Here is a 14,050-nt window from a genome sequence, read left to right on the forward strand (position 1 = left end):
TATCACATATCAATCCCCGAAGTGTACTGAGCGGGAGGCTGTCATGACGGCACTGGGTTTCGGGCGGCACGACCATGCGGCGTGTATCGGCGACGCGCTGGCGGCGGCGGAAGGCGAGTGCGCGGCACGCAAGCTGCGGCTGACCCCCGTGCGGCGTCGCGTGCTGGAAATGCTGCTGGAAGAGCACCGGGCCCTGGGCGCCTACGACATCCTGGAGCGGCTCGGGGCGGAGGGGCTGGGCTCGCAGCCGCCGGTGGCCTACCGGGCGCTGGATTTCCTGGTGACGAACGGGTTCGCGCACAAGATCGAGCGGCTGAACGCCTATGTGGCCTGTGCGCATCCGGGCGAGGGGCATGCGCCGGCCTTCATGATCTGCCGGGTCTGTGCGTCGGTGGCCGAGGCGCCGTCGTCGCCGATGAGCGGCGAGCTGGACCGTGCGGCGCGGGAAGCGGGTTTCGAGATCGAGCGCGCGGTGGTGGAGGTTGAGGGGGTTTGTCCGGGGTGTCGCGCCGAAGGCGCGCATTAAGGAATCTGCCGAAGGCGCGCATTAAGGAACTTGCCGAAGGCGTGCTGCAAGGGCTCCGCCAAAGGCGCGCATTAAGGAGTCCGCCGAAGGCGCGCGCCAGGTACCTGCCGAAGGTGCGCCGCCGGTCTCCCGCCCGAAGGCCCCTGCGGAGGCGCACCCTGAAGCATCTGCCCGGCGCGCGCCCCCGCGCCCCCCACATGGATTTTCCGGTGCCCGAGCGGCCACCTGCGCGCTTCCGGCGGCGTTCGGCAGGTGCAGGTGGCCGCTCGGGTGCGCCTGCTGCGGGCGGGGTCAGCCGGAGGGGTGCCCGGGGCCCCAGACGCCCGGCGCATCGCGGGCCAGCAGCCGGGCTTCGAGCGCGGTGAGGGCGGTGCGGGCGGCCGCGGTGTCGCCGCGCGCGGCGGCGAGGGCGCGGGCCCAGGCCTTGCGGGCCGAGCGGGGCGACCAGGGCAGGGCCGCGGCGGCGAGCCAGGCGCGCAGCTCGGGCGATAGCCGGTCGTAGGCCGCCATCGGGTCGGCGCTGCGGCGGCGGCGGGGCAGGCGGCTGTTCCCGCCGTTGCGGGCGCGGGCCATCAGGCCGGCGCCGCCGCGAGCCACTGCGGAAACGGGTCCGGCAGCGCCGTCCAGGCCTCGGGGGTGAAGCGGTCCTCCGGGCCGATGAGCGCGGCGTCGAGCGCCGCGGTGATGGCGGCGGGGTCCATGCCGGTGCCGATGAAGACGAGCTCCTGCCGCCGGTCGCCGAAGGGTTCGGCCCAGTGGCGGCGGAAGTAGCTCTCGGCCTCGGGAGAGGCGGGGCGGCGCGCTTCCGGCACGCTGGCCCACCAGCGGCCCAGCGGCTTCACGCTGCTCAGCGCCCCGGCGAGGGAGAATTCGGCCAGCCAGTCCGGCCGGGTCGCCACCCAGAAATGGCCCTTGGCCCGGATCACTCCCGGCAGGGCGCCGTTGAGCACGTCGTGCACGCGCTGGGGGTGAAAGGGCCGCCGGGCGCGGTAGACGAAGGAGCGCACGCCGTATTCCTCGGTCTCCGGCACGTGGTCGGCGAAGCCGTAGAGCTCGCGCGCCCAGGTGGGGTGGGTGTGGGCGGTCTCGAAGTCGAACAGGCCGGTGTCCAGGATATCGCCGGGGGGCACCCGGGCGAAATCGGTCTCGATCAGCCGGGCCACGGGGTTGAGCGCGGTGATGATGGCCCGCGCCGCGTCCACCCGGGCGGGCCCCGCGGCGGTGACCTTGTTCAGCACCACCACGTCGGCGAACTCGATCTGGTCGACCAGCAGGTCGACGATGCGGCGGGTGTCGCCCTCGCCGCGGCTCTCGCCCCGGTCGGCGAGGAAGTCGTGCCCGGAGAAATCGGCCAGCAGGTTTGCCGCGTCGACCACGGTCACCATGGTGTCGAGCCGGGCGATGTCCGACAGGCTCTGCCCCTCCGCGTCGCGGAACTCGAAGGTGGCGGCCACGGGCAGCGGCTCGGAGATGCCGGTGGATTCGATCAGCAGGTGGTCGAAGCGCCGCTCGGCGGCGAGGCGGCGCACCTCCTGCAGCAGGTCGTCGCGCAGGGTGCAGCAGATGCAGCCGTTGGTCATCTCGACCAGCGTTTCCTCCGAGCGGCTGAGTTCGGCGCCGCCCTCGCGCACCAGGTCGGCGTCGATGTTCACCTCGGACATGTCGTTCACGATGACCGCCACGCGGCGGCCCTCGCGGTTGTTGAGCACCGCGTTGAGCAGCGTCGTCTTGCCCGCCCCGAGGAATCCGGACAGGACGGTGACGGGCAGGCGGGGGTCGGTTTCCGGCATCGGGAGCCTCATATGTAATGTTATAACGTAACTATACAGGAGGCGCCGCGGCTGGCAAGAGGCACCGGGGCCCGGCGCGGGCGGTCCGCAATGGCAACGGTGCAACAGTGCTGCTGCAGCGCGGCAAAAATTGTCGCCGGTCTGAAATAAATGTTGGACAAAGCCCTGCCGGCGGAGCATGAGGGCCGCGTCTCCAGCAAGGCAGCGGAGGCATGGCCTGCCCGCCCGGCAGGGGTGGCGCCCCGCGCGCTCCCCGCCCCGCCCGCCGGCGCCGTGCCCCCGGCTGGCCCAGCCAAGAGCGCCGCCACCTGCGCGGGGTGTCCTGCCCCGCGGCGTGCCTCAACCGTCTTGCCGGGAGCTATCCATGCCCGTTCTCCTCTCCGGCCGCAGCGGCCTGCTCTGCGGCGCCTGCCTCGCCGCCATCCTTTCCGCCCCCTCGGCTTTCGGCCAGGACAGCGGCGCGCCGATCGCGCTCGAACCCGTGGTCGTCGAGGGCGAGCAGGACCCGACCCAGCCGGTCGACGGCTACGTGGCCGAAACCTCCGCCACCGCCACCAAGACCGGAACGCCGATCCTCGAGACCCAGCAGTCCGTCTCGGTGGTGACCGCCGACGAGATCCGCGCGCAGGGCGCCGAGACGCTCGGCCAGGCGCTGGAATATTCCGCCGGCGTGGTGGGTGTGCCCTATGGCGCCGACCCGCGCTTCGACAGCCCCTCGATCCGCGGCTTCGACGGGAGGCAGAGCCAGTACCTCAACGGCCTGAAGCTGATGCGCACCTCCGGCGCGCCCTCGATCGAGACCTACGGGATGGAGCGCATCGAGGTGCTGCTCGGCCCCGCCTCGGTGCTCTACGGCCAGGGAAACCCCGGCGGGCTGATCAACCAGATCCAGAAGCACCCGGTGTTCGAGAGCTTCGGCGAGCTCGGCGTCGGCATGGGCAGCTTCGACCAGCGCGAGGTCTTCGGCGATGTCGGCGACACGCTGGGCGACGGCGAGGTGGCCTGGCGGCTCACCGGCGTGCTGCGCCAGGCCGGCGCTCAGACCGACGAGCTGGACGACGACCGCTTCTACATCGCCCCCACCGCCACCTGGCGGCCGAGCGCGGACACCTCCTTCACCCTGCTCACCAGCTTCCAGAAGGACAACCCCACCGCGCCCTCCGGCCTGCCGGCAGAGCTGACGCTGAACGGCGGCAACCAGCTCAAGCGCGAGTTCTACATCGGCGAGACCGCGGCCGACACCTCCGACCGCACGATGACCAACATCGGCTACGAGTTCGAGCACCGCTTCGCCGAGGGCTGGACCCTGTCGCAGAACGCCCGCTACTCGAAATTCGACTGGGATTACGATTCCGTCTACTTCAGCAGCCTCGCCGCCGACGGCCGCACGATGAACCGCGGTGTCACCTACCAGCGCGAGGACACCACCACCTGGAACTTCGACACCCATGTCACCGGCGAGGTGAACCTCGGCCCCACGCGGCACACGCTGCTCTTCGGCCTCGACCTGCGCCGTTTCGAGAATGACGTGTCGACCGAGTTCGGCTACGCCCCCACGCTCGACGCCTTCGACCCGGTCTACGGCGCCGACGTGCCGAAGGACGTGTGGTACACCTCCACCAACGACACCACGCTCGAGCAGGCCGGCATCTACGTGCAGGACGAGGTGGCCTGGGGCGGCTGGCGCGCCACCGGCGGGCTGCGCTGGGACTGGGCGAAGACCGAGGGCAGCACCTACACCAATTTCGCCGGCACCTCCGAGCTCGACGAGCAGGACAGCGATGTCACCGGCCGCATCGGGCTGAGCTATGTCTTCGACAACGGCATCGCGCCCTACGCGAGCTATGCCACTTCCTTCGAGCCGGTGGTCGGCACCGACGGGCTCACCGGTGCGGCCTTCGAGCCCACCACCGGCGAGCAGTTCGAGATCGGCGTGAAGTACCAGCCGAAGGGCATGAACGCGCTCTTCACCGTCGCGCTCTACGACCTGACGCAGGACAATGTCACCGTGACCGACACCTTCGGCGGCGCGAGCTACCAGAGGCAGATCGGCCAGGTGCACACCCAGGGGCTGGAGCTGCAGGGGCAGGCCAGCCTCGCCGAGGGGCTCGACCTGCATGCCGCCTACACCTACACCAACGCCGAGCGCGAGGGCGGCACGGAAGACGGGCTGGAGCCCACCAACGTGCCGCAGAACGCCGCCTCGCTGTGGCTGAACTACGAGCTGCAGAGCGGCCCGTTCAAGGGGCTCGGCCTCGGCGGCGGCGTGCGCTACGTCGGCAGCCGCTACGGCGATCTCGCCAACAGCTACAAGATGGAGGCGGTGACGCTGCTCGACCTCGGCGTGAGCTGGGACCTCGGCAGTGCCGTGGCCTCGGTCACGGTGCGCAACCTCACCGACGAGACCTATGTCTCGAACTGCGGCAGCTTCGGCTGTTACTACGGCGACGGCCGCACGGTGATGGCGAAGCTCACCTACAAGTGGTGAGCCGGGTCCGGTGAGCGGCTCGGCGCGTACACGGCGGCAGGTGCTGGGGCTTCTGGCCACCGGGCTTGCCGTGTCCCGCGCCCCGGCGGCCGCCGGGGCCGGGCCGGCGCCCCGGGTGGCAGCACTCGACTGGTCGATGCTCGAGACGCTGGTGGCCCTGGGCGTGGAGCCGGTGGCCGCCGCCGAGCTGCTGCGCTTTCGCGAGGACGCGGTGGAGCCGGCCCTGCCGCCCTCGGTGGTCGACATCGGCCTGCGCGGCGCGCCCAACTTCGAGCTGCTGCACCTCGTGGGCCCCGATCTCATCCTCTCCTCGCCCTACTACACCCGCCATCTCGCGGCGCTGGAGCGCATCGCGCCGGTGATGTCGCTGCCCTTCTTCGTGCCGGGCGAGCCGCCGCTGCCCAAGGCGCTCGACGCGCTGGGCGCGCTCGGCGCCCGTCTGGGCCGCGAGGCGGCCGCCCGCGCCGCACGGGCCGGGGCCGAGGCGGAGTTCGACCGTCTCGCCGCCCGGCTCGCGCCCTTCGCCACCCGGCCCACCTACGTGATCAACCTCGGCGACGCCCGGCATTTCCGCGCCTTCGGGGCCGACAGCATGTTCGGCAACGTGCTCGACCGGCTGGGCCTGCCCAATGCCTGGACCTCCGCCTCGCGCTTCAGCTTCGCCGCCCCGGTGCCGCTGGAGGAGCTCGCCGCCCGGCCCGAGGCGCGCATCGTCATCGTGTCCGACATTCCCCCCGCGGCGCGCGCCGGGCTGGAGACCAGCGTGCTCTGGGCCTCCCTGCCGCCGGTGCGCGAGGGCCGGGTATGCCGACTCGCCAACGTGAACCCGCATGGCGGCATCTTCGCCGCCCGGCGCTTCGCCCGCCTGCTCGCCGCCGCGCTGGAGGCGGCATGAGCGCCCGCGCCCTCCTGCTGCCGGCCGGTGCCGCGGCTCTGGCGGCTGCCCTCTGGCTGCACGCGGCACTGGCCGAGCTGCCCTTCGCGGCCTGGCCCGCCTGGCCCTTCCGCGCCGCCGACATGGACCTCGGGCAGATCCTGCTCGCCTACGGCACCCTGCCGCGCGGCGCCGTGGGGCTGCTGGCCGGCGCCGTGCTGGGCCTCTCCGGCGCGCTGATGCAGGCCGCGCTGCGCAATCCGCTGGCGAGCCCGGCCACGCTGGGCGTCTCCGCCGGCGCGCAACTCGCCATCGTGGCGGCCACGGTGCTGGCGCCCGACATCCTGATGGGCGGCCGCTGGCCGGTGGCGCTGGCGGGGGCCGCTGCGGCGGCCGCCCTGTCGCTCGGCCTCGGCTGGCGCAGCGGGTTTGCTCCGGTCACCATGGTGGTCGCGGGGCTGCTGGTGGGGATGACCGCCGCCGCCCTCTCGGCCGCCCTCACCATCGGTGAGGGCGAATACCTCATGTCGCTGGTGATCTGGAACGGCGGTTCGCTGGTGCAGCAGGACTGGCAGACGGCGCTCTGGCTCGCGGGCGTGCTGGGGGCGGGCGGCCTGCTCGCGGCGCTGATGCTGCGCCCGCTCGCGGCGATGGGGCTCGGCGCCGCCGGTGCCGGGGCGCTGGGGGTCAATGTCGCCGCGCTGCGCGCCTGCGTGCTGGGGCTCGCCGTGGTGCTCTCGGCCAGTGTCACGGCGGCGGTGGGGCTGGTGGCCTTCCTCGGCCTCGCCGCGCCGGCGCTGGCGCGCGGCCTCGGCGCCCGGCGGCCCGGCGCGGTGCTGGCGCTCTCCGCCCTCACCGGCGCGCTGCTGCTGAGCCTCGTCGACGGGTTGGTTCTGACCCTCGCCGCCGAGGCGGGTGAGCGTTTCCCCGCCGGCGCGGTGATCGGGCTGATCGGCGGGCCCCTGCTGCTCTGGCTGCTGCCGCGGCTGCGCGCCTCCGCCCCGCCGGGGGCGGCGGGCGAAGGCGCGCCGGTGCCGCGCCTCTCCCGCGAGGCGCGCGCGCTCGCGGTGCCGGCGGCGCTGGTGCTGCTGGCCGCGGCGCTGGCGCTGGGGCTGGGGCGGCTGCCCGACGGCTGGGTGCTGCTCGACCGGGCGATGGCCGCCGAGCTCTGGCCGCTGCGCTGGCCGCGCCTGCTGGCGGCGGGCGGTGCGGGCGCGCTGCTGGCCCTCGCCGGTGCCCTGCTGCAGCGCATGACTGCGAACCCGATGGCCAGCCCCGAGGTGATGGGCGTCACCGGCGGTGCCGGCATGGGCCTCGCGACGGTCGTCTTCCTCGCCCCCGGTTCCGACGCGCTGCTGCGCGGGGGAGGGGCGATGGGCGGGGCGGCGCTGGTGCTGGCGCTGGTGCTCTTCGCCGCCCTGCGCGGGCTCTCGGCCGAGAAGCTGCTGCTCACCGGTGTCGCGGTCTCGGCCCTCTCCGGCGCGGTGCTGAGCGCGCTGATGTCGCTGGGGGACATGCGCGCCTGGGAGATCCTGGCCTGGACCAGCGGCTCCGCCGCCACGGCGGGCCCGGCCGGTGCGCTGGGGCTCGTGGCGGCGGCCTGCGCGGGCACCGGGCTCGCGCTCCTGTTCCGCCGCTGGCTCGTGCTGTTGCCGCTCGGGCCGGAGGCGGCGGGCGCGCTGGGCGTGCCGGTGGTGGCCGCGCGGCTCGGGCTGGTGCTGCTCGCGGGCCTCGCCACCGGGGCGGCCACGCTGCTCGTCGGGCCGATGAGCTTCGTGGGCCTGATGGCGCCGCACATGGCGGCGCGGGCCGGCTTCGCCCGGCCGGGCCCGCAGCTCGCCGCCGCGGTGCTGATCGGTGCCGCGCTGATGATGCTGGCCGATTTCGGCGCCCGGGTGGCGAGCTTCCCCTACGAGCAGCCGCTGGGCCTGTTTGCGTCGCTGATCGGCGCGCCCTACCTGATCCTCCTGCTCACGAGGCGAGGCCGATGACCGCTGACGCTCCCCTGTTCTCGATCTCCGGCCTGGGCCTCGCGCTCGGCGGCCGCGAGCTGCTCTCGGACCTCACGCTGGATGTGCCCGCCGGCAGCATCACCGGGCTGATCGGCCACAACGGCTCCGGCAAGTCGACGCTGCTGAAGATCCTCGCGCGCCAGATGCGCCCCGACCGCGGCAGCATCCGCTTCGACGGCCGGCCGCTTGAGGCCTGGCGCGGGCGCGATTTCGCCCGCCGCGTGGCCTACCTGCCGCAATACCTGCCCGCCACCGCCGGCATGCTGACGGAGGAGCTGGTGGCCCTCGGCCGCTACCCCTGGCACGGCGCGCTGGGCCGGATCACCGGCGAGGGCCGGCAGGCGGTGCGCGACGCGATCTCCGAGACCGGGGTGGGCGGGCTCACCGGCCGGCAGGTCGACACGCTCTCGGGCGGCGAGCGCCAGCGGGTGTGGCTGGCGATGCTGGTGGCCCAGCAGGCGGGGTGCCTGCTGCTCGACGAGCCGATCTCCGCCCTCGACATCGCCCACCAGGTTGAGGTGCTCGCCCTGGTGCGCCGGCTGGCCCGGGCCCGCGGCATGGGCGTGGTGATCGTGCTGCACGACGTGAACATGGCGGCGCGCTTCTGCGACGGGATCGTGGCGCTGAAGGCGGGCCGGGTGATCGCCCAGCTTCCCCCCGAGGCGCTGATGGCCCCGGACGAGCTGCGCCGCATCTACGGCATCGACATGGACGTGATGCGCCAGCCCGGCACCGGCCGCCCGGTGGCCCTGCCGCTCTGAGGCCCGGCGCCACGGCCCCCCCCCCCCCGCGCTGGCGCGACCGCGACCGGCTGCGAGCGTGGCGCGGCACGAGCCGGGTCGCGCTTCCCCGTCGGCTCCCGCCGCCGCGCCCCGGCTCCGCGACAATTCCTGTGGATCCGCGGTGCGGCCGGTGCAACTCTGTGCCATCCGGCAGGGAGGGAGCCGATATGGAACATTGCGTGAAGATCGTCGTGCCGCTGAAGGGCGGTCCCATGGGATCACCGGAGGAGATCGAAGGGCTGATGGCCGTCGGGGACCGCCTGGGAGAGTTCCTGAACACCGAGGGCTCCGGCGAGTTCGACGGCGACGAATACGGCGAGGGCACCTTCGTGTTCTTTTTCTACGGGCCGGACGCGGACCGCCTCTTCACCGCCATCGAACCGCTGCTGCGCGCCGAGCCGCTGGTGGGCGGGTGCTACGCGCTGAAGCGCTACGGCGATGCGGCGGACCCGAAGCAGCGCGAGATCCGGGTGCCCTTCCTGAGCGGCTGAAACATCTGCGGTACGACGCCGTGCATCGCGCGGCCGGCAGGGGGCGGCAATGGTGCCGCCGGCGCGGAGATCGCGCCCCGGCGCGCAGCGGGGCGGCGAATCAGGCAGGCCGGGGCGCACCCGGGGCGGCTGCGGGAGAGACAGGAGGACCCCGAAGGCGCGCGGGCCAATGTGGATGCCGCCTCCGGTGCTGGCCGCGGGCCACAAGCGGATGGCGGAGCGGGCGGCGCGCAGGCGCGACCCGGCGGATGCTGCGCGCCGCAGGCGGCCGGTCGCGGTCGCGCCAGCCTGTTGTTCCGGGACGGGGTGTCAGGCGGAGAGGTCGTCTTCCGCCGTCTCGCCGGCCTCGGCCATCAGCGTCTCGGCGGCTTCCTCGAGCAGTCTCGCTTCGGCGGCGCCGCGGATCGGCACCTTGCCGATCTCCAGCAAGAGCGGGGCGGCGAGCGGGGTGACATGGGGCGCGCGCACGTGGTCGATGCGGCCGCTCGTGCGGGCCAGCATCTCCTCGATGCGCTCGAAATCGACGAGGCCGCGCATCGCCTCCTCGCGGGTGATCTCCAGCATCAGGTGGCCGGGGTCGTAGCGGCGCAGCGTGTCGTAGAGGATGTCGGAGGAGAAGGTGGTCTGCCGCCCGGAGCGGCGCTTGCCGGGCAGGGTGCGGTCAATCAGTCCCGCCACCAGTGCCGCCGAGCGGAAGGTGCGCTTCATCACCGCGTTGCCGGCGAGCCAGCCCTCCAGCCCGTCGCGCAGCGCCCCGGGGGCGAGCAGGGCGGCGGGGTCGGCGACCTCCCGCAGGCCCCAGATCATCAGCGAGGCGTCGGAGGCGACGAAGCCCAGCGGCTCCAGCCCCGCCTCCTCCATGCGCCGGGTGAGCAGGAGGCCCAGCGTCTGGTGGGCGTTGCGCCCGGCGAAACCGTGCAGGCAGAGGTGGTGCCGGCCGTCGCGCCCGAAGGTCTCGGCCAGCAGGCGCTCGGCGCAGGGCACCCGGCTGATGCGGGCCTGGCGCTCCAGCCAGTCGCCGATGTGGCCGGGGAGGTCGGGCCAGCGCGCCCGGTCCTCCAGCAGGGCGAGCACCCGGTGTGCGAGCCGGGTGGAGAGGGCGAGCTTGGTGCCGCCGTAGACCGCGATCATCGGCTCGGCGCCGCGAGCCGGGCTCACCTCCACCACCATCTCGCGCAGGCCCTCGTAGCGCACCACCTCGCCGCCGATGAGGAAGCGGTCGCCGGGGGTGAGGGAGGCGGCGAACATCTCGTCGACCTCGCCCAGCGGCGCGCCGCCGCGCCGGCGCACCTTCAGTGTCTCCGAGGCGGTGATGGTGCCGATGTTCATCCGCAGGTCGCGGGCGCGGCGCGGGTCGCGCAGCTGCCAGAGCCCGTCGCGCTGCATCAGCCGCTGCCAGCGGTCATAGGCGCGCAGGGCGTAGCCGCCGGTGGCGCAGAACTCGAGGCAGCGCTCGAAGCGCTCGCGCGTGAGGCCGGCGTAGGGGCCCGCGGTGCGGATCTCCTCGAAGAGCGCGCCCGCCTCGAAGGGGGCGGCGCAGGCGCAGAGCAGGATGTGCTGGCACAGCACGTCGAGCCCGCCGGGCGGGCGCGGGTCGCCGTCGAGATCGCGCTCGCGCACCGCCTCCAGCGCGGCCTGGCATTCCACCAGCTCCAGCCGGTTGGCCGGCACCAGCAATGCCCGGGAGGGGGCGTTGTAGCGGTGGTTGGCCCGGCCGATGCGCTGCACCAGCCGCTTCACGTTCTTCGGCGCGCCCACCTGGATCACGAGGTCGACCGCGCCCCAGTCGATCCCGAGGTCGAGCGAGCCGGTGGAGACCACGGCGCGCAGCTCCCCCGCCACCATCGCCGCCTCCACCCGCTCGCGCACCTCGCGCGCCAGCGAGCCGTGGTGCAGGCCGATGGGCAGGTTGTCGGCGTTCACCGCCCAGAGCGCGCGGAAGAACAGCTCGGCCTGGGCGCGGGTGTTGATGAACACCAGCGTCACCCGCGCCTTCGCGATCTCTGCCATCACCTCGGCCGCGGCATGTCGCCCGCCCTGCCCGGACCAGGGCGGCGGCGCCTTCGTGGCGAGAATCCCGATGTCCGGGTCCGGCCCGGGGTCCGCCTCCAGCAGGGTGCAGCCGGCGGGGGAGAGGAAGCGGCCGAGGGCCTCCGGATCCTCCACCGTGGCCGAGAGCCCGAGCCGGCGCAGCCCCGGCGCCAGCCGCTCCAGCCGGGCGAGGCCGAGCATGAGCTGGTCGCCGCGGCGGCTCTCGGCGAGGGCGTGGATCTCGTCGACGATCACCCGGCGCAGCCCGGCGAAGATGCGCGGGGCGTCCTCGTAGGAGAGCATGAGGGCGAGGCTCTCGGGGGTGGTGAGCAGGATGTGCGGCGGGTCGCGGCGCTGGCGCTGGCGGGCGGAGGGGCGGGTGTCGCCGGTGCGGTCCTCGATGCGGATGCCGAGGCCCATCTCCGCCACCGGGGCGGAAAGGTTGCGCCGGATGTCCGCCGCCAGAGCCTTCAGCGGCGAGACGTAGAGCGTGTGCAGCCCGGGCCCCGGCTCCGGCCCGAGTTCCACCAGCGAGGGCAGGAACCCGGCCAGCGTCTTGCCGCCGCCGGTGGGCGCGATGAGCAGCGTCGCGGCGGCGCCCCCCTCCAGCACGGCGAGCTGGTGCGGGTGCGGGCGCCAGCCACGGGCGGCGAACCAGTCCTGGACATATCCGGGCAACATGCGGGTCATCCTAGCGGTGCGCGGCCCGCGGTCCAGCCGGATGCTGACGGAAACGGGCCCGGACACCGCCTGCCGGCCGAGCAGCACCTCGAGGCAGAGGCAGAGGCAGAGGCAGAGGCAGGGAGCAGTGCGTGTGCGGGTGCGGGTGTGATTGTCGGGCCCGCGGGAGCCCCCATGTTGGCCGGCCCTTGCTGCCCTCGGCGGTCCGCGTGGCTCGGGCCGGGGAGCTCTCCCGCCCTGCGTCGACCCGCCCTTCGGGCGGGTCTCCTGCGGTTTGGGCCCGGCCGCGCGTCCCGCGCGGCGACCGCGAGACGCCGAGCCGTCGAGACCCGATGATGGCCGTCGCCGTGCGCTCCGGGGGGCAGGCTTGCCATGGCGCCAAGGCCGGTTCTTTCCGTGCGAGCACTCTGTGAGTGCTGCCGCAGCTGCGCGATCGCAGGGCCCGGGCGCAGCCCCGACCGCTCGCGCCGCGGGGGCGGGGCATCATTCCGGGCTGCAGGGGCCGTTCCGGGACTGTCGGGAGGGGAAGCCAGCCGCGGCGCCCGACGTGCTGCCCGGGCGCTTGGGGGACCTCGGCTTCGAATGCCGCCGTCGCGAGAGCCGGAGATGCGCCTGGCAGGGTGCGCTTCGGCTTGCCTCCGGGGCGGCAGCCGGGCGGGAAAGCCTTTCGCCCCCTGCGCCGCCGCGAGGCAGGCGGGAGGAGCGCCCGGCCTGCCTCGCGCCGGCGCCGGGTGCGGGGCGTGAGCCGCACCCGTGCCGGTCCGTCTTCGCGCGGGCCAGGGCGGCTCCGGCGAGCGACCCGGCACGGGCGGAGCCGCGCCGCCGCACCGGCCGCGCGCCTTTGCCGCGCCCGGCACACGGCTTCCGTCACATGGCCGAGACCGAGCCGTGGCAGAATGATCCGCATGACACGCGAGCTCTTGCCATCCGGGCCCGAGGCCCCCCATCCCGCGCCGGAGCCGCAAGGCGGCGACACGGCGGGCGGGGGCTCGATGCCCCCGTCCGACGTGCCTCCCGGGCGCCCCGGCCTGTGGGAAGGGCTGGCCGTGCACCTGCGCATCGGGCTGCTGTCCTTCGGCGGACCGGCCGGCCAGATCGCGCTGATGCAGGACGAGATCGTGACCCGCCGCGGCTGGGTGTCGGCGGAGCGGTTCCGGCGCGGGCTGGCGGTGGCCATGCTGCTGCCCGGGCCGGAGGCGCAGCAGCTCGCCACCTTTCTCGGCTGGTGCGTGCACGGACGGATCGGCGGGCTGGTCGCCGGGCTCTCCTTCGTGCTGCCCGGTGCGGCGCTGATGATCGCCATCGCCTGGGCGGCGGCGGAGCACGGCGAACTGCCGGCGGTGCAGGCGCTCTTCGCCGGGCTGCAGCCCGCGGTGCTGGTGATCGTGCTGCTGGCACTCCTGCGCCTCGCGCGCGGGGCGCTGCCGGGCTGGCGGCACGCGGCCGTCGCGGTGGCGGCCTTCGCGGCGCTCGCCGTCGCGGGGCTGTCGTTTCCGCTGGTCGTCGGGCTCGCCGCCCTTGCCGGGCTGGCACTGCCCGCCCCCGCGGCGCCGGAGGTGGCGGCCGCGCCCGGGCGCGGGGCGCGCCGGGGCCTGTTCGCCGCCGCGGCCACGCTGGGGGCGGGGGCGGCTGTGGTGCTTGCCGCCTGGCTGGCCTCGCGCAGCCTGTTCGGGCCCGAGCCGCAGGACGCGCTGGCGGGGCTCTTCACCTCCGCGGCGCTGGTGACCTTCGGCGGCGCCTACGCGGTGCTGCCCTACGTCGCCGAGCGGGCGGTGACCGAGCTCGGCTGGCTCACCGGCGCGCAGATGCTCACCGGCCTCGCCCTGGCCGAGGCGACGCCGGGGCCGCTCATCCTCGTGAACGTCTACGCGGGGTTCTTCGCCGGCTGGCCGGCCGGGGGCTGGGCCGGCGCGGGCACCGCGGCACTCGCCTGCCTCTACACCTTCGTGCCCAGCCTCTCGATGATGCTCGCCGCCGCCCCGCACGTGGAGGCGATGCAGCGCGCGGCCACGGCGCGGCGGGCGCTCGCGGGGGTCTCGGCCGCGGTGGTCGGGGTGATCGCGAACCTCGCGCTCTTCCTCGGCACCGCGGCGCTGTTTCCCGCCGGGCCGGCCGATGGGCCGGAGCCGGTGCGGCTCGCGCTCTTCCTGCTGCTCGGCGCCTGGGGGCTGTGGCGCAGGCCGCCGATGCTGCTGATGGTGGCGGTGGGTGGCCTGGCCGGGCTCGGGCTCCATGCGCTGGGGCTCGTGTGAGGGCCGTGCCGGCGTAGCGGGCGTCACGCCGCCGGGAGCGGGCCGGGGCGCGGTGGCGAGGGGCGCTGCACCTCACCCCGGCTGGGCCCCGGGCGCCTTCGGACGGGCGTGCCCGATGGGGCC

The 14,050-nt window shown here is 74.4% G+C and carries 10 protein-coding genes; 7 read left to right on the forward strand and 3 right to left on the reverse strand.

Going from position 1 to position 14,050, the window contains the following annotated elements; translation table 11 throughout:
• Positions 1 to 43: 43 nt before the first annotated feature.
• Complete coding sequence (locus D3P35_RS02445) at positions 44 to 526, forward strand: Fur family transcriptional regulator (RefSeq protein WP_118132880.1); 483 nt, start codon at positions 44 to 46, stop codon at positions 524 to 526.
• 291 nt (positions 527 to 817) lie between these two features.
• Here the strand turns inward: D3P35_RS02445 and D3P35_RS02450 are convergent, their stop codons facing one another.
• Together D3P35_RS02450 and D3P35_RS02455 are read right to left on the reverse strand one after the other, a co-directional pair.
• The gene (locus tag D3P35_RS02450) at positions 818 to 1,099 is read right to left on the reverse strand and encodes a DUF6525 family protein (protein ID WP_198670434.1); all 282 of its coding nucleotides are present in this window, start codon (positions 1,097 to 1,099) and stop codon (positions 818 to 820) included.
• Complete coding sequence (locus tag D3P35_RS02455) at positions 1,099 to 2,316, reverse strand: GTP-binding protein (RefSeq protein ID WP_118132881.1); 1,218 nt, start codon at positions 2,314 to 2,316, stop codon at positions 1,099 to 1,101. Before D3P35_RS02455 ends, D3P35_RS02450 begins: the two co-directional genes overlap by 1 nt.
• Before the next feature lie 364 nt (positions 2,317 to 2,680).
• On the opposite strand from D3P35_RS02455, the gene D3P35_RS02460 reads away from it, so the two are divergent.
• The 5 genes from D3P35_RS02460 (at position 2,681) to D3P35_RS02480 (ending at position 8,963) form a co-directional block, all read left to right on the forward strand.
• Positions 2,681 to 4,804 (forward strand): TonB-dependent siderophore receptor, encoded by a 2,124-nt coding sequence (locus D3P35_RS02460; protein ID WP_118132882.1) that lies wholly within the window; start codon positions 2,681 to 2,683, stop codon positions 4,802 to 4,804.
• 10 nt (positions 4,805 to 4,814) lie between these two features.
• Complete coding sequence (locus D3P35_RS02465) at positions 4,815 to 5,699, forward strand: ABC transporter substrate-binding protein (RefSeq protein WP_198670435.1); 885 nt, start codon at positions 4,815 to 4,817, stop codon at positions 5,697 to 5,699.
• Positions 5,696 to 7,669: a Fe(3+)-hydroxamate ABC transporter permease FhuB gene (gene fhuB / locus D3P35_RS02470; protein ID WP_118132883.1), complete on the forward strand. Its 1,974-nt coding sequence runs from the start codon at positions 5,696 to 5,698 to the stop codon at positions 7,667 to 7,669. Before D3P35_RS02465 ends, fhuB begins: the two co-directional genes overlap by 4 nt.
• Positions 7,666 to 8,451 (forward strand): ABC transporter ATP-binding protein, encoded by a 786-nt coding sequence (locus D3P35_RS02475; protein WP_118132884.1) that lies wholly within the window; start codon positions 7,666 to 7,668, stop codon positions 8,449 to 8,451. Before fhuB ends, D3P35_RS02475 begins: the two co-directional genes overlap by 4 nt.
• Positions 8,452 to 8,639: 188 nt before the next feature.
• The gene (locus D3P35_RS02480) at positions 8,640 to 8,963 is read left to right on the forward strand and encodes a hypothetical protein (protein ID WP_118132885.1); all 324 of its coding nucleotides are present in this window, start codon (positions 8,640 to 8,642) and stop codon (positions 8,961 to 8,963) included.
• Positions 8,964 to 9,272: 309 nt separating this feature from the next.
• On the opposite strand, the gene D3P35_RS02485 is transcribed toward D3P35_RS02480, so the two are convergent.
• Positions 9,273 to 11,675, reverse strand: a complete 2,403-nt coding sequence (locus D3P35_RS02485) for a ligase-associated DNA damage response DEXH box helicase (RefSeq protein ID WP_370029901.1) — start codon at positions 11,673 to 11,675, stop codon at positions 9,273 to 9,275.
• A gap of 905 nt (positions 11,676 to 12,580) precedes the next feature.
• On the opposite strand from D3P35_RS02485, the gene chrA reads away from it, so the two are divergent.
• Positions 12,581 to 13,927 (forward strand): chromate efflux transporter, encoded by a 1,347-nt coding sequence (gene chrA / locus D3P35_RS02490; protein WP_232830343.1) that lies wholly within the window; start codon positions 12,581 to 12,583, stop codon positions 13,925 to 13,927.
• Positions 13,928 to 14,050 lie beyond the last annotated feature (123 nt).

It is taken from the genome of Oceanicella sp. SM1341 (genome assembly GCF_003448965.1).
Lineage (GTDB): Bacteria > Pseudomonadota > Alphaproteobacteria > Rhodobacterales > Rhodobacteraceae > Paroceanicella.